Source organism: Schaalia sp. JY-X169 (assembly GCF_014069575.1).
Lineage (GTDB): Bacteria > Actinomycetota > Actinomycetes > Actinomycetales > Actinomycetaceae > Scrofimicrobium.
In genome coordinates, this window is the sequence record NZ_CP059675.1 from 1,088,659 (window position 1) to 1,107,137 (window position 18,479).

General features: G+C 63.8%; 18 protein-coding genes and 1 tRNA gene. 10 read left to right on the forward strand and 9 right to left on the reverse strand.

Annotated features, from left to right (window positions below; all coding sequences use genetic code 11):
- Window positions 1–9: 9 nt before the first annotated feature.
- From H2O65_RS04725 to argC, 6 genes are all read right to left on the reverse strand, one after another.
- Window positions 10–1,245, reverse strand: coding sequence for a hypothetical protein (locus H2O65_RS04725; protein WP_182142496.1), 1,236 nt, complete (start codon window positions 1,243–1,245; stop codon window positions 10–12).
- Between the two features lie 97 nt (window positions 1,246–1,342).
- Window positions 1,343–1,852 (reverse strand): hypothetical protein, encoded by a 510-nt coding sequence (locus H2O65_RS04730; protein ID WP_220458797.1) that lies wholly within the window; start codon window positions 1,850–1,852, stop codon window positions 1,343–1,345.
- 304 nt (window positions 1,853–2,156) lie between these two features.
- Window positions 2,157–3,347: an acetylornithine transaminase gene (locus H2O65_RS04735; RefSeq protein ID WP_182142497.1), complete on the reverse strand. Its 1,191-nt coding sequence runs from the start codon at window positions 3,345–3,347 to the stop codon at window positions 2,157–2,159.
- Window positions 3,340–4,251, reverse strand: coding sequence for an acetylglutamate kinase (gene argB, locus H2O65_RS04740; protein ID WP_182142498.1), 912 nt, complete (start codon window positions 4,249–4,251; stop codon window positions 3,340–3,342). The genes H2O65_RS04735 and argB overlap by 8 nt, the downstream gene beginning before the upstream one ends.
- Window positions 4,248–5,414 carry a bifunctional glutamate N-acetyltransferase/amino-acid acetyltransferase ArgJ gene (argJ, locus tag H2O65_RS04745; RefSeq protein WP_182142499.1) on the reverse strand — a complete coding sequence of 389 codons (1,167 nt, stop codon included), beginning with the start codon at window positions 5,412–5,414 and terminating at the stop codon, window positions 4,248–4,250. The genes argB and argJ overlap by 4 nt, the downstream gene beginning before the upstream one ends.
- On the reverse strand, window positions 5,411–6,469 hold the full coding sequence (argC, locus tag H2O65_RS04750) for an N-acetyl-gamma-glutamyl-phosphate reductase (RefSeq protein WP_182142500.1): 1,059 nt from the start codon (window positions 6,467–6,469) through the stop codon (window positions 5,411–5,413). Before argC ends, argJ begins: the two co-directional genes overlap by 4 nt.
- Window positions 6,470–6,705: 236 nt before the next feature.
- On the opposite strand from argC, the gene H2O65_RS04755 reads away from it, so the two are divergent.
- Together H2O65_RS04755 and H2O65_RS04760 are read left to right on the forward strand one after the other, a co-directional pair.
- The gene (locus H2O65_RS04755) at window positions 6,706–7,344 is read left to right on the forward strand and encodes a GNAT family N-acetyltransferase (protein ID WP_182142501.1); all 639 of its coding nucleotides are present in this window, start codon (window positions 6,706–6,708) and stop codon (window positions 7,342–7,344) included.
- A gap of 105 nt (window positions 7,345–7,449) precedes the next feature.
- Window positions 7,450–7,535, forward strand: a tRNA-Leu gene (locus H2O65_RS04760).
- A gap of 111 nt (window positions 7,536–7,646) precedes the next feature.
- On the opposite strand, the gene H2O65_RS04765 is transcribed toward H2O65_RS04760, so the two are convergent.
- Both H2O65_RS04765 and H2O65_RS04770 read right to left on the reverse strand, forming a co-directional pair.
- On the reverse strand, window positions 7,647–8,936 hold the full coding sequence (locus H2O65_RS04765; protein WP_182142502.1) for a tyrosine-type recombinase/integrase: 1,290 nt from the start codon (window positions 8,934–8,936) through the stop codon (window positions 7,647–7,649).
- A 28-nt stretch (window positions 8,937–8,964) separates the two neighbouring features.
- Window positions 8,965–9,534, reverse strand: a complete 570-nt coding sequence (locus H2O65_RS04770) for a helix-turn-helix domain-containing protein (RefSeq protein ID WP_182142503.1) — start codon at window positions 9,532–9,534, stop codon at window positions 8,965–8,967.
- Between the two features lie 112 nt (window positions 9,535–9,646).
- Between H2O65_RS04770 and H2O65_RS04775 the strand changes: the two genes are divergently transcribed.
- The 4 genes from H2O65_RS04775 (at window position 9,647) to H2O65_RS04790 (ending at window position 11,313) form a co-directional block, all read left to right on the forward strand.
- The gene (locus tag H2O65_RS04775) at window positions 9,647–9,871 is read left to right on the forward strand and encodes a helix-turn-helix domain-containing protein (protein ID WP_182142504.1); all 225 of its coding nucleotides are present in this window, start codon (window positions 9,647–9,649) and stop codon (window positions 9,869–9,871) included.
- A gap of 114 nt (window positions 9,872–9,985) precedes the next feature.
- Window positions 9,986–10,219: a hypothetical protein gene (locus H2O65_RS04780; protein ID WP_182142505.1), complete on the forward strand. Its 234-nt coding sequence runs from the start codon at window positions 9,986–9,988 to the stop codon at window positions 10,217–10,219.
- 5 nt (window positions 10,220–10,224) lie between these two features.
- Window positions 10,225–10,497 carry a hypothetical protein gene (locus H2O65_RS04785; protein WP_182142506.1) on the forward strand — a complete coding sequence of 91 codons (273 nt, stop codon included), beginning with the start codon at window positions 10,225–10,227 and terminating at the stop codon, window positions 10,495–10,497.
- Window positions 10,498–10,554: 57 nt separating this feature from the next.
- Window positions 10,555–11,313, forward strand: a complete 759-nt coding sequence (locus H2O65_RS04790; protein ID WP_182142507.1) for a DUF6226 family protein — start codon at window positions 10,555–10,557, stop codon at window positions 11,311–11,313.
- Between the two features lie 9 nt (window positions 11,314–11,322).
- Here the strand turns inward: H2O65_RS04790 and mobF are convergent, their stop codons facing one another.
- On the reverse strand, window positions 11,323–14,826 hold the full coding sequence (gene mobF, locus H2O65_RS04795) for a MobF family relaxase (protein WP_220458798.1): 3,504 nt from the start codon (window positions 14,824–14,826) through the stop codon (window positions 11,323–11,325).
- Window positions 14,827–14,983: 157 nt separating this feature from the next.
- On the opposite strand from mobF, the gene H2O65_RS10370 reads away from it, so the two are divergent.
- The 4 genes from H2O65_RS10370 to H2O65_RS04815 all read left to right on the forward strand — a co-directional run bounded on the left by H2O65_RS10370 (window position 14,984) and on the right by H2O65_RS04815 (window position 18,434).
- Window positions 14,984–15,655 (forward strand): TetR/AcrR family transcriptional regulator, encoded by a 672-nt coding sequence (locus H2O65_RS10370; RefSeq protein ID WP_220458799.1) that lies wholly within the window; start codon window positions 14,984–14,986, stop codon window positions 15,653–15,655.
- A complete protein-coding gene (locus tag H2O65_RS04805; RefSeq protein ID WP_182142508.1) occupies window positions 15,652–16,578 on the forward strand; it encodes an ABC transporter ATP-binding protein in 927 nt (308 codons plus the stop codon). The genes H2O65_RS10370 and H2O65_RS04805 overlap by 4 nt, the downstream gene beginning before the upstream one ends.
- The gene (locus H2O65_RS04810; RefSeq protein WP_182142509.1) at window positions 16,575–17,399 is read left to right on the forward strand and encodes an ABC transporter permease subunit; all 825 of its coding nucleotides are present in this window, start codon (window positions 16,575–16,577) and stop codon (window positions 17,397–17,399) included. The genes H2O65_RS04805 and H2O65_RS04810 overlap by 4 nt, the downstream gene beginning before the upstream one ends.
- A gap of 141 nt (window positions 17,400–17,540) precedes the next feature.
- Complete coding sequence (locus tag H2O65_RS04815; protein WP_182142510.1) at window positions 17,541–18,434, forward strand: AraC family transcriptional regulator; 894 nt, start codon at window positions 17,541–17,543, stop codon at window positions 18,432–18,434.
- Window positions 18,435–18,479 lie beyond the last annotated feature (45 nt).

The following is an 18,479-nucleotide window of genomic DNA, read 5'->3' on the forward strand; positions in this document are numbered from 1 at the left end:
GGCCAAAACCTATGCGCTGTCACCGTTGGAATCGAACTGTAATGAATCGGTCCCGCCCGCGACTTGGGTTGCTTGCGCGGTCTTGGCGGGCACCATTGCGGCGATGCTCTTGGACGTCCATGACACCAGTGTTTCCAGGGGTCCGCGCCTGTCGATGATCGTCAAAACAATGCCGAGGGCGAGGATCACTGCCAGTTGCCACCAGAACGCGATGCTAAGCATGCTGTATATCCTCCCGTAGTCGCCACCGTACATCGGTTCGCCTAGAGCAGCGAGGGCGTACGCGGTCATTGCAATGTGCAGGACATACGAGGTTAGGGGTGTTGCTCCAACCTTCGCGACGGGCTTGAGAAGTCCGGGAGTGTTGGTCATTCTCGAGCACGCAAGTATGAGGATGCAGATGATGACTACTGATGCCCCGCCAGTCCGCATGATGTCCGCAGTGGAGCCGGAATGGGGGCTCGCGATCAGCAGGGCATCCCAACCCCCAAAATAGGGTGTTCCAAAGGAACTTCCACGCAGCGATTCAGTGATTTCCTCAACCCCGCCGTAGCCCTGCGTAGCGAGGTCTTCGGCAACTCGACTGATCTGCATTCGACTGACGACCTCGGCGACGACCCAGACGCCAGCCGCTGCGCCTCCCCACGTCAGCGCAGTCCGAGGGCGGGTGTCTGAGTTCAGGATGGCGCGTGCGAGGACGATCCCGAAGCCGAGGTAGATGCTCCATGTCAGAGCAGGGTAGGTCCCAGTGAAAAGCGCTGTGACGAGGAACTGCCCCGGTCCCGAGTCGTCGAGCGTGCCCGCTGAGGCAAACTCCTCTGTGGCCCCGGCGACCCAGAAGTTAAGCAGGGGGCTGATGACAGAAGCCACAATCAGCAGGACAAAGAGTGGTAGCTGCGGTATGAGGACCAGGAATGACGCCACCATGATCGCTAGCCCGTAATACACCAGGATGACTGCGATCGGGTGTTCTGGTAGCAGATCCAGAACGAGGCCTATTACAAGCACCACGGCTCCGCGGGTTAGACCACCAACAATGGCCCTCCCGATCATCCCGTCCGAGAGGTAGCGACGCGTTGAAAACACCACTCCAAACCCTCCGAGGACGGCAAAGAGCGTCGAGGGAAAACCTGCTGTTGCCAGTTCGAGCCAGCCGCCCTCATTAAACCCAACAAGAAGGTGTGCTGCCATCATGCCAATGAGGGCAAGGAAACGGGCGAGGTCAATCGCGACAAGACGTGGCATGAGGTTTTCTTTCTACAGCGAGCAGAAACCCGGCCGATAAGGATCGACCGGGCAAATGCTAACCCTTCAAACAGGGTTGGGGGTAACTGGCCAGAAACTAGGCCTCGAGGGCCTTTGCCTCATCTTCCTTGCGGGGAAGTAGCGCAGCGCCACCCAAGACGCCAATGACGCCAGTGCCTGCGGCCAGCGCAGAAACACCGAACGCCAGGATTGACGTGAAGAGTGAGCCGCGCAGGAAGGATGCGTTCATTGCGGTGTTGCGAAGGCCCTGTGCTGCCGCGGCCTCGGGCGAATCATCACCGAACTCTTCTTTGGCAGCTTTGACGGAATCGCCGAGCTCCGCATAGGTCAGGCCATCGGTCGCGGCAAGGGCGTGCTTGTGGATGGTTGTCTGCATGGACCAGGCAGTCATCGGTCCCGCAACGGACTTGCCAGCGTTCGATGATGCGTCGCCAGGAACCGTCATGTTCTCAACGCGCAGGTTGGCGGAGACGGCGAACCATGCAACGACGCCACCGATAAGCATGAGGGCGCCAATGACGATCATGATCCAGGCTGAGATAGTGCGGTAGAGTCCGGGCTTCTTGGTGGTTGTCTGTTGCGACATGTGTGCATTCCTTTTGGCGTTGGGTTTTTCTCGAGTCCGCGGGGTCACGGAACATTGAGTTACGTTGCGTCCAACAAGGATAGAGAAAGAAACGCGCACGTGAAGGCCCTTTCGGGGGCGAAAGTCCCAACCGTCACCGAATTGTAACGCGCGCAAGAGAGTCAACGTGCGCCCACAAATGGCGTAATATCGCTAAACGAGTACGGGTGGGGGTATTTGCCTTTCTGCTCCTAGAACCGCAGTCGTGTGACGAACGTCCTCAATCTAGGGGCCTTAGTCCCGCGTGTTGCAGTGGTGGGAGCTCCTAGGGTGTGTCTCCTACAATCCTGTCTGCTGCAGCAAAGAAGAGTGTCAGGAACTCCTCGATCTCTTCGTCTCCGATGATCAGGGGAGGAGCGATGCGAACAACATTCGGGGCGGGACTGTTGATGATCAAGCCCAGCTCTCGAGCCGCAGCGACGAGTGCGGGCGCCACATCTTCAGTTAGTAGAACGCCAAGCAGTAGTCCCTTGCCCCGAACCCCGCGAATGAGCGGGTGGCTGCGCTCCAGGATGGCAGCGGTTAGTTGCTCGCCGCGCACCCGCGCGTTCTCCACCAGATTGTCTGAAGCAATGACGTCGAGGACGGTTTGCGCAACATGACAGGACAGGGGGTTCCCGCCAAAGGTGGTTCCGTGTGACCCCGGGTAGAAAAGACTTGCTGCGGGCTCGTAGGCAATGCATGCACCGATCGGAACGCCGCCGCCAAGCCCCTTTGCCAGGGTGACAACATCTGGCAGGATCCCTGCCGCCTGGAAGCCAAACCATCCGCCCGCGCGCCCAATACCTGTCTGCACTTCATCAATCACCAGAAGCGCGCCCCGCTCCGCGGTGAGTTCGCGCGCCCGAACCAAAAACTCCTCCGACAGTGGCTTCACGCCGACCTCGCCCTGAATCGGTTCGACAAAGAGCGCAGCAATGGTGTCGTCGAGGGCGGATTCCAAAGCTTCCACTGTCGGGTCAATATGCTCAATCCCGCCGGGCAGTGGCTCGAAAGGCTCCCGGTACTTCGGGTTTGATGTCAGCGCCAACGCGCCCATTGTGCGCCCGTGGAAACCACCGCCCAGCGCCAGGATGGTCGATTTGCCCTGGGCCTGTCCGTGCAAACGGGCCAGCTTGAGGGCGGCCTCATTCGCTTCAGCGCCCGAGTTTGCAAAGAAGACCCGTCCGTCCTCGCCCGCTCCTGACAGTCGCAGCAGGGTATTGGCTAGTTTGAGTTGCGGGGGCGTCACGAAGAAGTTCGAGACGTGGGCCAGGGTCGCAGCCTGCTCGCAGACGGCAGCGACGAATGCCGGGTGGGCGTGGCCCAGCGCGTTGACGGCGATGCCAGAAAGGAAGTCCAGGTAGCGCTTCCCGTCGACGTCCCACACGTGGCAACCCTCGCCGCGCACCAGCTGTGCAAATGACTCGCCATAACTGTTCGTCAGTAGGTCCGAGCCAGCCAGAACATCACTCATCATCCGTCCTCACTTCCGTTCCGATACCCCGATCCGTGAAGAGTTCGACGAGGACGGAATGGGCGACGCGCCCATCGATCACCGTGGCGGTGGGGACCCCTCCACGGACCGCTTCCAGGCACGCCTGCATCTTAGGGATCATCCCCGACTCGAGCGACGCCAACATGGCCGACAGCTCGGAAGCCTGGATCGACGCAACCAACGAATCGCGATTCGGCCAGTCTGCGTACAGGCCCGCGACGTCGGTGAGAAGAACCAGCTTCTCTGCTCCCAGACCCACCGCGAGTGCAGCCGCCGCCAAGTCGGCGTTGACATTAAGTGCACTACCCGGTTGATCCTGGTCGGGGGCAATCGAAGAGATGACAGGAACACGCCCCGCCTGCAACTGGTCGAGGACGGGGCCGGGGTCAACCGCGACAACCTCGCCAACCTGACCCAGGTCGACAACCTCGCCGTCAACTTGGGCAGACATCTTCTGAGCTGTGAAGATAGCTGCGTCCTCGCCGCTGAAACCCATAGCCATGGGGCCGTGGCTGTTTATCAGGGAAACCAACTCCGGATTGACCTGGCCCTGCAGAACCATCCGTACGACATTCATCGCTTCGAGACTGGTGACACGGTAGCCAGCGCGGAACTCAGACTCAATGCCCAAGCGATCCAGCATCTGCGAGATCTGCGGACCCCCACCATGCACCACGACGGGCTTGACCCCCACGTAACGCAAGAAGGCGATGTCTTCCGCGAACGCCTTCTGCAACTCCTCGCTGATCATCGCGTTGCCACCAAATTTGATGACAACAATCTTCCCGCTGTGCTCCTTCATCCACGGCAGAGCCTGCACCAGAGTATTGGCGAACCTGCGGGCCTCCTCAGGGGCCTGAAAATGGTAGGTAACTGAGTTCATGAGGAATACGCGCTGTTCTCGTGGACGTAGTCGTGGGTGAGGTCATTAGTCCAGATCGTCGCGGACTCCCCACCGGTGAACAGGTTAATGTCGAGGCTCACTTCCCGCGGTGTCAGATCGACGAGGCCGCGCGGCCGGTCCGGTCCCCCCTTCGAGCACACCCGCACCCCATTGATGGTGACATCAACGTTGTCGGGGTCGAACGCTGCCCTGGTGGTGCCAATTGCAGCCAAGACGCGCCCCCAGTTGGGATCATTACCAAAGATGGCAGTCTTAAAGAGGTTGTTGCGAGCGATGCTGCGCCCGACCTCGACCGCATCCGCAACGCTGGCTGCCCCACTCACGGTGATGGCGATGTTGTGGGAGGCGCCCTCGGCATCCCCAAGCAGTTGAAGTGCGAGGTCGGAGCAGACATCCGCAAGAGCGGCCTCGAAGTCGCCCTCTTTCGGTGTCACTCCGGAAGCCCCCGAGGCGAGCAGGGTGACCTGATCATTGGTGGACATCGCGCCGTCGGAGTCAAGGCGATCAAAGGTGACTGCCGTGGCGGCGCGCAACGCGTGATCACATTCGCCAGCCGTCAGGGCAGCGTCGGTGGTGAGGACAACGAGCATTGTGGCCAAGCCCGGCGCCAGCATTCCCGCACCCTTAGCCATCCCTCCGATTGACCACCCCTGGGGGCTTGTGTACGAGGTCGTCTTGGCGTGGGTATCAGTCGTGAGGATTGCGTTCGCGGCAGCCAACCCGCCCTCGGGAGAAGCGGCCTCAACCAAGAGGGGGAGTGCCGTCAAGATAGCGGTGCGGAAAGCCTCCCCGCCCTCGCCGATCAAGCCCGTGGAGCAAACTTGAATGGTCGCGGCTTCGGTTCCCAGCAGCACTGCGGTTTCGCTTGCGGTCAGTGCCGATGTTTCGTATCCAAACTGACCCGTGAAGCAGTTGGCGCCACCGGAGTTCAACACAATTGCCCTGACCTCTCCATCAGAATGGGTCAGAGCCTGACGGGACCAGCGGATCGGGTTGGCCTGTGCACGGTTCGAGGTGAACACGGCGGCGCCAGTTCGAGTGGGGCCGTCATTGATGACGATCGCCAGGTCGGGACCTCCCGAAGCCTTCAAGCCGGCGGCCATGCCTGCGGCGCGAAAACCGGCTGGTGTTGTTACGCTCACGGCGCTACTCCATTCGTTGTCAGACCGGCGCCCTCGGGCAGGCCCAGGGCGATGTTTGTGGACTGGATTGCGGCGCCTGCCGTGCCCTTTGCCAGGTTGTCCAGCGCTGCAACAACGACAACGCGTCCCGCTCGTTTGTCTAGCGTCACGCTGAGGAGCAGGGTGTTGGCCCCCACGGTGGAGCCGGTGGCTGGGAACTGTCCGGGCGGCAGGACTTGGACAAAATCTTCTTCTCCGTAGGCCAGGTCCCAGGCTGCTCGCAGGTCGTCCTCGGACACCCCCTCGCGGACTGGCGCCGTGCAGGTGGCAAGGATGCCGCGGGACATGGGGACGAGGACGGGCGTGAACGACAATCGAACGCGGGGTGCGTGCTCGCTTGTCTCACTCAGTGCCTGCTCGATTTCGGGGATGTGGCGGTGGGTCCCACCCACAGCGTAGGGACTGGCGGAGCCAAGGATCTCGGCAGCCAAGAGGTTGGTTCGCAGTGCCTTCCCCGCACCAGAGGGGCCGACCGCAAGCGTCGCTACAATGTCGCCGGGGTCGATGAGCCCGCTGGCAACTCCGGGGGCCAGTGCCAGGGACACGGTGGACGCATTGCAGCCGGGAGCCGCAATCCGCTTCGTGGAACGCAGGGCTTCCCTCTGCTTGGCGCCCCCCACAAGCAGTTCTGGGACCCCGTAGGTCCAGGGCTTGTTGAAGGGGCCGCCGTAGAAGGCCGCCCAGGCGTCCTCGGAATGCAGCCTGTGGTCGGCTCCGCAATCAACCAGGAGGGTGTCGGGGGACAGGGCGGCGATCTCGTCAGCCAGTGCCCCCGATTTACCGTGGGGCAGGGCGAGGAAGACAACGTCGTGCCCGGCCAGGTTCTCTGCGGTGGTATCGGCAAAGGTCTCGCCCGCGTATGACCGCAGGTGGGGTTGGATCGCGCCGACATTCTCACCGGCGTTGGAGTGCGCGCTCAGGGTGGTGGCGTGGAGACCTGGATGGCCCGCGAGCAGGCGTAACACTTCACCCCCGGCGTATCCTGAAGCGCCGGCGACGGCTGCAGTGAGTTTCAAAGCGGCCCCTATCTTGATTGGCTGACTATCCCGGTCTTGGTTAACGGACTGTCTCGATCGTGGCTGACCGACAATCCCGATCTCGGTTGCGAACCGATTACAAAAGGCTCGGCTGCTCCCAGGACCAAATGCATATTATGCGGCGCTGTGGATAGTCTTTCAGAGCCGACCACCTGGTGATACGGGTCTGCGAGACGGATACGCGACCACCCTGCAGACTTGAGAAAATGTCTGCGATGAAACCTGAGAGAGAGCTGCGCGGAGACGGTCTGATTCTTCGCCCCCTGGGCGCCAAAGATCTGCCCCGCATTGTTGAGGCGTGTTCAGACCCACTGTTCGCGCGGTGGTTGCCCTGGTTGCGTGGCGGATACACGCTTGAGCGTGCGGAGGAGTTCGTCACCGACTTTGCAAGCAGCAACTGGGAGTCGGGGCAGCCAATCTGGGCGCTCTGCTTTGAAGCGGACCCTGACTCGCTGATCGGTGTGTTGGACCTGCGTGACCGCGGCCAGGGCGAATGGGAGATCGGATACTGGATGAGGCCGGAGGTGCGCGGTCGCGGCCTGATGATCACCGCCAACCATCTGGCGCTAAATCATGTCTTTTCATCTCTTGGAGCTTTGCGTGTCATGCACTACGCCCGCGTGGGGAACACTCGTTCACGAAACGTGGCACGCAGACTCGGATTTGTGCCCGAGGGCGTCCGCCGCAAACCAGTCGCTAGGTCGGGGGAGGATGCTACGGCCTCGTCGGGAGACACGCCCGCCCCGTCGGGAAACGCATTAGCAACAGCGGGTGAAACGAGCGTTGTGGTGGAAGTCCAGTGGCAGCACTCCCTGCTGAAATCCGAGTGGTTGCGCCAATCTTGGGCGCGGTGATTCATACCACCTCCGAAATGGGGGGCTTTGGTTCGTCAATCGGGCTGGCGACGTGCTAGCTTAGAGGCGCTCCAAAAGAGCAAAGGTTGCTTCGGTAACCACACCGCGCGGGTGGCGGAATAGGTAGACGCGCTAGCTTGAGGTGCTAGTCCTCGTATTAGAGGGTGGGGGTTCAAGTCCCCCTCCGCGCACGGGACAAAAGTAGCCCCTCACCAGGGATTTTATGATCCAGGTGAGGGGCTACTTCGCTGTCATGGGGCGAGATATGGGGCAAGCGCCGCCGGTTCGCCCCATCACGGGGTTCAGGCTCCGGCGAGGCGGCCTGCGAACTGTTCGACGGCGTTCTTCTGCATCGTCGGGGTGACGTGGCTGTAGATGTTCATCGTCGTGGTGATGGTGGAGTGCCCGAGGCGTTCCTGCACGACCTTGGGCGGCACACCCAGTTCCATGAGGATCGTCGCGTGCGTGTGCCGCAGCCCTTTGAGGGTGACGCGGGGCAGGTGCTCGAACTTCTTCACCTTGCCCGCCCACTTGAGGCGGCGATCCCAGCGGCTCGTCATCGCGTCGGGCGAGCGCGGTTGCCCGTCGTCGTCTCCGAAGATGTAAGCATCGGCCTTCGCCAGCCCGAAGGACAGCTCGGCGCGGGCGACCTTGTAGGAGGCGAGCACCCTGAGGGTCGTGGTGTCGATGTCGATGACGCGGGCGTTTCCGGTCTTGGTGGTCTTCGTCTTCGTCCAGTCCTCGGTGTTGATCGCACGGCGGATGCTGATCTGTGAGGTCGTGGTATTCAGGTCGCTCCACTTCAGCGCGAGGGCTTCGCTGCGTCGCATCCCGGTGTTCGCGATCACCCACCACAGCGCGAACAGTTCGTCCTGCTTTTCGTCGCGATCCCAAGCGAGGAACGCGGCGAGCTGATCCGCTGTCCAGGTGACCAGCTCGGGCTTCTCCGCGCGCATTTGGCTCGTGGTCGGTGCTTTCGCTGCTTTCCGTTTCGCGGGGTTGGTGGCGATGTGGCCGTCCTCGATCGCGGCGTCGAGGATCGCGCCGAGCACGACGTGGGCTTTGTGGACGGTGTTGGCCGACAGTGGCCCGCCCTTGTCCTGCTCGTCCTTGCGCCCGTGTTGTTCGAGGTCGCGGTAGTGGCGGGCGATCCGGGTGGGGGTGAGCTTGTCGAGCGGGTAGTGCCCGAGCTGGGGGCGGAGGTGGTTGCGGATGATCTTCTTGTACCCGGCGATGGTGGAGTCCGCGAGCTTGAGTCCTTCCACCCAGGCGTCGGCGTAGACGCTGAGGGTGGGCACCTTCCCTCCGAACTTCTCCTGCTGGTCGCGCTGCTTGAGGGCGTCCTGCAACGCGGCGTCCGCATCGGCGGCGGTCGCGAACCCGCCCCGGCTGAACTTCTTGTCCCCGAGGTCGGGCTGCTCGGGGTCGATGGGCACCCAGATCTGATACCTCCATCGCTTCCCCGCAGCGGTCTGGTACGACTGGATCGACCCGCGCCCACGACGCCGGGTGCGCGGGCGACGCGCCTGCGCCTTCTGCGACACGTCAGGGCCACCGTCCGTGTGCTCTGACAGCGTTGTGCGTGATCCCATGATTCCGGCTCCTCTCCGTGGTGTCCGGTTACTCGGTGGGCTCGAAGCGGCCCGCGTAGTCGGCGGCGTCGAACACGCGCCCAGTCGGGTCGATCTGCACGCCCCGCTCGCGAATGAGCCGCTGGCGTTCCTTCAAGTCCGCGAGGCGCTGGGTGTAGTCATCGTGACTGGCCTGGCTCGGGCTGCCGTGTTGCAGCGCACTCTCGAAGTACTGGATGCGGTTCAGGCACACCACCCACTCCTGCTGCCAATACGCCAGCAATCCGTCACTAGTGAGGGTGAGTTCCCCGCGCGCCCACTTCTCGACCTCCTCGGGCAGGAACGACTCCGGCACTCCCGTCAGGGTCGTCTGCTCGTCCGGGGGTGTCAGGAGAGCGGCCGGGCTGGTGCGCAGCAAGTAGGCGATCACGGTGAGGTCGTCCACGTCCACACGCCGATCCCCGTTCTCCAACTTGCTGATCCCCGACGGCGACAACTTCCGCCCCGCAGCGCCGAGCGCGTCAGACATCGTGCGCAAGTCCATCCCGATCGCTTGGCGTGCGGCGCGGATGTTCGCGGCAACGTGTGTGTTCGTGATTCCCGGAGGATTGCCCCTCACGCGTTCTGTTTCCATAGAACGAACATACAGCGCGGTACTTGACAACGCAAGCGTAGGCTTCTACCGTTGAATGCACCCTCCTCGCGCGCGGCAAAGAACGGATGGTGTGAACATGCGTCAGAGCACCCTTGACATCGACGACCTCCGACGTCGGCGCAGCCTCGTCATCACCCGCCAGGAAGCCGCCCAAGCCCTCGGCGTCGATCCCCGCACCATCACGGTTGGCATCGAGGATGGCACCATCCCCTCCGTCAAACTCGGCCGTCGCGTCGTGATTCCACGCGAAAAGTTCCTCCGCCTGTTCGCAGACCCCGCCACCGAGGGTGGCGATTCGTAGCGATCCACCGGTGGTGCCGAATCGGCACACCCGCACAAGACGTTCCCGACTTCACTTTGGGGCTTTCCCTGTCGAAGGCTTGGCAAGTTACCTTGTGGCAAGTAAACTTGTGACATGGAGCCGGAACCGATCATCCTGGACAGTGCTCACCGGCACGGTGTCTCGGATGCGGCGATGCTCCATGCGCTCCGTTTCCCTGTCCGGCACTTCGTACAAGACGATGCGATGACCATGTTCATTGGTCCCGACGAGACCGGCGTCCTGGTCGAGGTCGGGGTCATCGAATGGCACGGTGTGATCGCTATCGCGCACGCGATGCGTCCGGCTCGACCCAAGTATCTGAGGTGAACATCATGGCTCCACGCTCTATCGAAGACATCAAGGCCCGCGCCGACGAGTTCGCGGACGCGTTCGAGAACTACGAACCCCAGCCCGGCGACCAAGACGCCCCGATCCCGCCTGTCATGGCGGTCAAGCTCGCTGCCTGGCGACGCGACTCCGCGGAGCGCGAACTCGCGGACGCGGTGCGCGCTGCCCGTGAGCAGCGGCTGTCGTGGCGGGAAGTCGGTGAGGCAATCGGTACGAGCGGTGAGGCCGCACGCCAGCGTTACAGTGCGTCCGCGTAGCGACGGGATGCCGCCGCCCATCTCGCGGGCGAAGGAAGAACGGGGGCGGGAGTCCGCATGAGTGAGTACACGAGACCGCAGATCGAATCGGTCGAGTTCCGAGATGATGACGGCAACGTCATCGAGTACGGCAACCGCTGGGCGAGCCGTGGGGGAACCCCGCCCGAGGATAGCTATTCGGTGGACGAGCACCCGGAGCGCTTCGCTCCGTTGCATACGGTCGCGGCAGCGCTCATCGACTATCTCGTCTCGAACTACGAGGTCGATGTCGAAGAAGGACGCCACGTCACAGACGGCCTGCTGCACGCGCCGACCGTCGAGGAGACCGTGCGCGCCGTGCGCCTCACGCCGCGAGAGCAGGCGTGTGCCCCACTTGTGTTTGTGCTGACGAACTATCCAGCCGTGAGACTGCACGCCGGAGCGCTTTTCAGGGAGTTCTATCCCTCGTGCGGCTGCAAGGCTTGCGATGAGCGATGGGACGATGTTGCGGACGAACTCGAATGGCAGGTGTTCGCGATCGTGGGCGGCGGATTCACCGAAGAGGTAAGCGAACCACGACGTGCGAAATGGAGCTACGATCGCGGCCACGGCTTCGTGAAAGGCATGGGCCAGACCGTCTCCCACCGTCTTCGGGCTCTCGATGGAGGACATCAGCGGGGCGGCCAGTCGCGGGCCGAAGACGTACCAGCCGAACTGCTCAAGACTGCCCGCGCCACGCTCGATGCGGTCGCCGCAGTCAGCGCCGACGGTAACTGGCTGCCCTGGCCACCCAAAGCCTCTCGGCTACTGATCAGTTCCCAGGCGACCCCGGCATGACCGCTCTGGTCACAGGCTGAGTCCAGGCCGTCCTCGCTGGTGATCAGGGCCGGTCCTCGTCGGCCCCGCGTTGCGGCGTGTGAGGGCTTCCTGCCGGGCTTGCAGGGCCTCGCGTTCGGCCCGTTGCTGCTCGCGTCGGTGGGTGAGCCATTCGGCGGCCTCGGTGACGGGACGTGCGTCCAGCTCCGCGATGATGTCCCTTGCTTCGGCTGCGCGCTTCCTGGCGTGTTCGGCGTCGGCTCTGGGGTTGGGGATGCGGAAGGTGCCCCGCATCTGCCGTGCCTGCTCCGCCCCGTACACCTCGACGGTGAGGCGATCCCGCTCGACGGCCTGCCGCTGGGCCGTCTGCTGCTTCCCGGCCTCCGCATCGCTGATGGCCTGTTCAGCCGCCCGCACCTCCGGATGGGCATCGGCATGTTCCGTCGCGATCGTCTGCGCCCACTCGGCAAGGGGACGCAAGAGAGACGGTGCGGTTCCCCATGTCTGGGTGACGTGCTGCTCGATCTTCTCGACCGATTCCTTGGCGGCGTTGATGTTCCGGGCGGCGGTGCGCTTGCGCCCGAACCGCGCCTCCCTCGCTTCATTGCGGGCAGTGTGAAGATGGGCGCGAGCTTCTACGAGTTCTTGCCCGTCCGCCCGCGCCTGCTTTTCCACTTCGGCGGTGACCGTGCGGCGCGTGTGCTCTGCAAGCTCCTTCGCCTGGGCGACCAGTTCGGCGTGCTCCCCGGCTTCGACGTGCTGCGCCTGCTTCTGTGCCACGAGCCGGGCGGTGGCGTCCTCGAACAGTGCCGTGTCTTGATCCGCGCGCTCGATGAGCTGCGTGAGGCGTGCCCGCTCCGTCTGCACAAGACGCACCGGCCCATCCTCAACAAGCCCCCGCACAGCTTCCTCCGCACGCTGGGTTGCGTCGGTGAGGCCCCGGTCGGCGCGGTCGCGTTCCATCGCCGCGACGAACTGCTCCCGCGCCTGCTCCTGGCTCTCGGCGACGACGTGCAACAGGTTCTGCTCACGGCCGCGCGTCATGCCGACATACACACTCGCGGCACTGGTCGCATCAGTAAGAAGCGTGTGCGATCCCGTGACAGTCGCGCCCTGAACCCCGTAGGCGGTCGCCGCATACGACAGGTGCGCATGCTCGGCCACATAGTCGGCCGGGATGCGCAGGGTGCGCTGTCGCTTTCTCCCGCTTCCGGCCTCGCGCACACGCAATGCCCCGTCCTCATCGACTCGTTGCACGATCCAGTTCTGCCGGTTCGCGACGCCGATGCTGGTGTTGTTCTTGCGCGTTTGGATCACGTCCCCGGCACCGATGGGCAGGCCGTCACTGCCGGTCGCGGTGCGGTGGTCGTCGACCTCGCCACGCGCCACTCGTTCCTCACGCTTACGCGCGTTCACCGTGCGGGCTTCGTCGTTGGAGGTGACTGTGACGGCTTCTCCCTTCCGCTGCTGTGCGGCGATGTGCTCGCGCACGTCCTCGTCGCTTGGGTGGAGGCGCACGAGGCCGAGCGCGGTGAGTCGGTCGAAGACCTCGCCGGGGTTGCTCCCGTCGCGCATCCGCACCGTGACCTCGGCATAGGCGGGATCGGTGAAACGGTGCACTTCCGCCATGTCGACGGTGCGGCCCCGGAGCTGCGCAGCCATATCGAGTACCCCGCCGCGCCCGACGGCGGCGAGCTGCGCGCGATCCCCGATGAGCGCGACGGTCGCGCCTGCTTCGGTGGTGACGGTTAGGAGGGCGATTGCGGTGTCTTGGTCGAGCATTCCGGCTTCGTCCACGATCACCCGCTCACCCCGCGCAAGCCGCGACGCCTCGGGCACTCCTATGTAGGTGCGTCCGCTTTCGGGGTCTGTGTCGCCCGGCGCGAGGCGCGTCCATACGCCATCCTCGTTCCAACGCCACCCGTGCGCGTGCACGAGCGCCGCAACACTGGTTGCGGGCACGCCGAGTTCATCGTGCGCGACCTGCGCGGCGCGCAATGTCGGCGCGACCACTCGCGATGCTCTGCCGTGCTGGGCTGCAACGTCTATGGCGGTGCGCAGCATGGTCGTCTTCCCACTGCCCGCTGCTCCTTCCACAATCACCAGCGGATCGATCGAAGCGACCGCTCCCGCAGCCTCGGTCTGTCCGCCGTCGAGTCCCGCCGCTTCTGCGAGGCGGCGCACGTCGGGGTGCTCCGGCTCCTGTTCGGGCACCTGGGCGGTGAGGAGGTCGCGGAGCTGGGTTTCGGCGTGCAGGACGCGCACGCTTGTCAGATGCGCCACATGCTCCGGGCGTGGTGCGTCGGGTGGGAGGATCGAGAAGCAGTCCTCCAACGCGAGCCGGGTCGCAACGGTGACGAAGTCGCGTATCTGATCGGGTGCGGCGCGTACTCCGTATTCGGTCATGATCCGGGTTGCGTGCTCTTGCACCGTGTGAGTCGTCCATGCCGATGCGCCTGCGGCGCAACGATCCAACGCGCGGGAGGCGACCTCCTGCACGCTGAGGTCATCGAGGCCCACCGGCGCAGGAGTTGCGGGGCGTTGCAGGGCCTGGGGGTCGTATCCGGCGGCGCGCAACTCCGCGAGCCACGCGGCTTCTTCGCGGAGTGTGGTCGGCTTCTTCGCGGGCCGCTCGTACGCCCACGCTTGCGCTCTCAGCCGCGATGCGACGACCGGCCCCATCGTCTCGCCGGGATGAGCGGCCTCCCATTCGGCCGTCATGCGGTCAAGATGCTTGCCGACCTGTGCTCCGCGTTTGCTCATCACGCCGTTGAACTGCTGCAACTCGGCGACCTCCCCCCTCACGGCGTCGAGGGTGAGGCCGTGACGATCCAGAACGGCGGCAAGCTGCGGGTGCGCGGCTATCACTCCCATGCCCAGAGCGCGAATCGCGCCCTGCTGCTTGAACATCGCTCCCGTGTCCAATGCGCGCCACTTCCCGGCCGCCCACACCCTCGTACCGACCTGCATATGAATATGCCGGTGCGGATCACCGGCACGCGAGGTTCGGTGCGTGATGCCAACGACCTGCATGTGCTCAATAGGCACTACCTCCTGACGCCCGCGCGGGCCAACACGGGTGACCGAGTGCTGCGCGAGCCAGCGTCGAATCTCGGAAAGCGCGGCCTGCTGCGCCTGATCGAGAGCATCGGAGACTTCCGGGTGGAGCGCGGCAGCGATAGACAGCGACTTCGGAGAGGTCACGACCATCTCCATGAACCGGGGCGACCCTTGACGGCCTTCTCCCGGCAGGCGCGGTGTCCCCATCGACTCGCCCGTGACCGGGTTCATCCAGTCCACCCAACCCGCATACGCCCCCGGATCAAGGCCAAGCGCCGTCGTGACGTTGCCAGCGCCGTCGATCACGGCGAACTCCGCGACCGTGGTTCCCTCGCCGAGATAGTAGTCGTCAGCGCGGGAGCGGTCTGCTTCGACATAGCAGCGCGCGTCTGCTCCGGTTCCCCGGAACGGGATCACGCCACCATGCATTACACTCACCACCAATATTTCTAATACGGTAATCTGTGTATCCACCACGGTAGCATACGCCCATTCAGAAGAAAAGGGCTGATAGCGAACACGGTTGGGGCGTCGGTATGAACTGATTTGCGAGCACTGAAACATGAGGGTCGTGCTGGGTAAGCATCGTGAGGTCTTGACCGTGACTGAATGAGCATTTAGTCTGCTATATGTGCATTCAGTATCTGAGTCTTCTGATCTGACCGGGCGCGCTCGTCTTCGAGACGTGGCGATCGAGTTGTTCGCGGAGCGGGGCTTCGACAAGACGAGCGTGAAGGCAATCGCTGAGGCCGCAGGGGTGAGTCCTGGACTGGTGATTCATCACTACGGGTCGAAGGACGAGCTGCGGCGCGTGTGCGACGAGCATGTGATCGCCAAACTGCTCGATGAGCGTTTCTCCTCTGCGGAGGCTCCTTCCCCGAACCTGGTGCAGGCGCTTCTGGCAGAGGCGACGAGCGCGGGGCCGATGTTCAACTACATCGCTCGCCTGCTCATCGAACCGGGCAAGGCCGGTGACGAGCTGTTCGCCCGGTTGGTGGCGAGCACTCGGCAGAACCTGGCCGAGGGGCGTGAGTCGGGGTCGATCAAGCCTGCCTCTGATCCTGACGCGACCGCGATGCTGGTCACGGTGTTCGGGCTTGCGCAGTTCCTCGTGCGTGACCGCTTCGCGCAGGTGCTGGGCGCTGACCCGTTCTCTGCTGAGGGTGCGGCGCGACTCACCCTCCCGACTCTCGAAATCTTCACCGACGGCCTCTACGCCGACACGGGGCTTCTTGCGGCGGCTCGAAGCGCTCTCGCTGGGCAGCAGGATGCCGCATCGGACGAGGGGAAGGATGAGAAATGACGGCCGTTATCGAGGCGCGCGGGTTACAGAAGAAGTACGGCAAGCATCTCGCCGTCGATGGGATCGGCCTGCGGGTCGAGCAGGGTTCGGTGTTCGGGCTGATCGGGCCGAACGGTGCGGGCAAGACGACCACGCTGCGGATGCTCGTGGATATCATTCGCCCCACTGCTGGCGAGTTGAAGGTGCTTGGCTCCGTGCCACGGCGCTCCGGTATCGCGTTGCGTCGCCGGATCGGTTACCTTCCCGGCGAGCTGAAGTTGGCCGAACGTATTCAAGGCGGAACGCTCTTGCGCCATCTGGCGCAGATAAGCGGCCCGGTCGAGCCGGGCAGGATCGAGACGCTGGCCGAACGCTTGGGCCTTGACCTCAGCCGCCCGGTGCGTGCGCTGTCGAAAGGCAACCGGCAGAAGCTGGGCCTGATCCAAGCATTCATGCACCGGCCTGAACTGCTGATTCTTGACGAGCCGACCAGCGGTCTCGACCCCTTGGTGCAACGCGAGTTTCTTGCGATGGTGCGCGAGGCCCGCGAGGCGGGCCAGTCGGTACTGCTCAGTTCGCACATTCTGCCGGAGATCCAGCACACCGCCGATGATGTCGCAGTCCTCGCAGGCGGCAAGATCATCGCCCACGGCGACGTGTCGTCGCTGAGGCTGTCCAGCGTCACCCGTCTGCGCGCCGTGCTCGCGGACACCACCGCCGAGACCGTACGCACAGCACTATCCGCCTCGCCGACGCTACAAGACATTGACGCCGAAGTGACCAGCACGGGCGAGTTGGTGAGACTGTCCGCCACGATCCGGGGCGATGTCGATCACGTCGTGAAAGCCCTCGCGCAGTTCACCGTGCGCGACCTCACCGTCGAAGAACCCGACCTCGAAGAGTCGATCCTCGACCTCTACGCACGAACGAACGGCACGAAATGACCACCGCAGCACTCGCCCCCGTCCGCACACCGGCCGCGCCGATTCTCTCCCGGCACCTGCTCGACGGGTGGCGCGGACAACTCGGATGGTCGCTCGGCATCGCCGCCGTGATCGGCATGTATCTGCCGCTGTTCCCCTCGCTGCAATCGCCAGAACTCTCGAAGTTGATCGACAGCCTGCCCGCTGAACTCGTGAACGCGCTCGGCTTTGATCAGATCGCCAGCGGAGCGGGCTACACGCAAGCAACGTTCTTCGGTCTGCTCGGTTTCGTGCTCGCCGTTATCGCCAGCATCTCCTGGGGTGCAGCATTCATCGCGGGCACCGAGGAAACCGGCAGGCTCGAACTCACCCTCGCTCACGCCGTCGGCCGCGCACAGTACGCGCTCGAAAGCGCCGCAGCACTCATCGTCAAGATGCTCGCCCTCGGTGCGGTGGCCTTCCTGCTGATCCTCACACTCAACACACCCGTTGAGCTTGGCCTGTCCGCCACGAACCTTCTGGCTGTCACGCTCGCATGGGCGGGTCTCGGACTGCTCTCAGGAACCGCCGCTCTCGCCGTCGGCGCAGCGACCGGGCGGCGCTCCTGGGCTATTGGAGCCGGAGCCGGTGTTGCCGTCCTCGGCTACGGCCTCGATGCGGTCGGAGGAACGGGCGAAGACCTCACCTGGCTGGCAAATCTCTCGCCTTACCACTGGGCATTCGGCAACGCTCCGCTCGCGGACGGCTTCGACTGGGGAGGCCTCGGCCTGCTCTGGGGGCTGTCCGCTGCACTTATCGCTATCGCAGTATGGGCGCTTTCCCGCCGCGACATACTGGGATGAACTTGGTGGGCACGGTCGTGCGTCATGGCTTCGCTTTTACACCCACATCAGCGTTTCTGTTCAGGGCCGTTCGTCGCGCACACAACTGACTCTCGCCACTCGATCAGCCCACGAGCTTACGACTGCGTCACCATTCATATCGTGCGCAACGGCTCGGTGATCCTCACCAGTGGAGACCTACAACGACCGATTCGCACCGGCGACATCGTACTCGTTGCACCCCTCGCGTCCACCGGCTGCATCCCCGAGGGTGTCGCAGAAGTGACAACCCTTCTGATCGACACCGACTACCTCACTGAGCACCTGTTCTGGCACCACCTCGACCTACTGCCAGACCGTGACGCCGCCCGCGACCTCGCCGCCAAGCTCCACCCGGATCCGATACAGATAATCAGCATCGGAGAGCGCGAGATTGACGACATGGGGCCAACTCTCGATGAACTGGTTGCCCGCACAAAGACGCGTCAAGACGCCGCAGGCTACTTCCACGCACACGCCCTTCTCTTCACCGTGCTCGAAGCAGTGACAGCTCGCCCCCGGCACGCACCCGTAGAAGGCCCGTCTCGCGGTTCGAGAGAACGAGCTGCGCGTATGGTGCCTCCACGATGGAGGGTGTTTCGACCCGCACGCCATGAAGCCACGCAAGCTGTCGCCCTCATGCGCGGCAACATGGCGAAGCGGTGGCGCGTCGAAGACCTCGCCGCACACGCCTGCCTCTCCGTGAGCCAGTTCCAGCGAGTCTTCAGGGCCACTTTCGGGGTGTCTCCGATGACGTATCTCTCGATCCTGCGCGTGCTAGAGATGGCACGCCTCATCCGCGAGACGAACGAATCCATCGCCATCATCTCCGAGCACGTCGGCTGGGCACCCCAGGACGGCCAGGCATCAAGAAGCTTCCGCCGATACATGGGCACAAGCCCGAGCAACTACCGGCGTCACGGCCCGCCGACCGCCAGTGCGGACGGGCCGGGCATCGCTGTCGCTCAGGCCGCGAGAAATTTCGAGGAATCCGTAGGCCGAGGTATCGCGACATAGCTATCCGCAGGTGGAGTGCCGCAGATCTTTGATCTGATGCGGCAG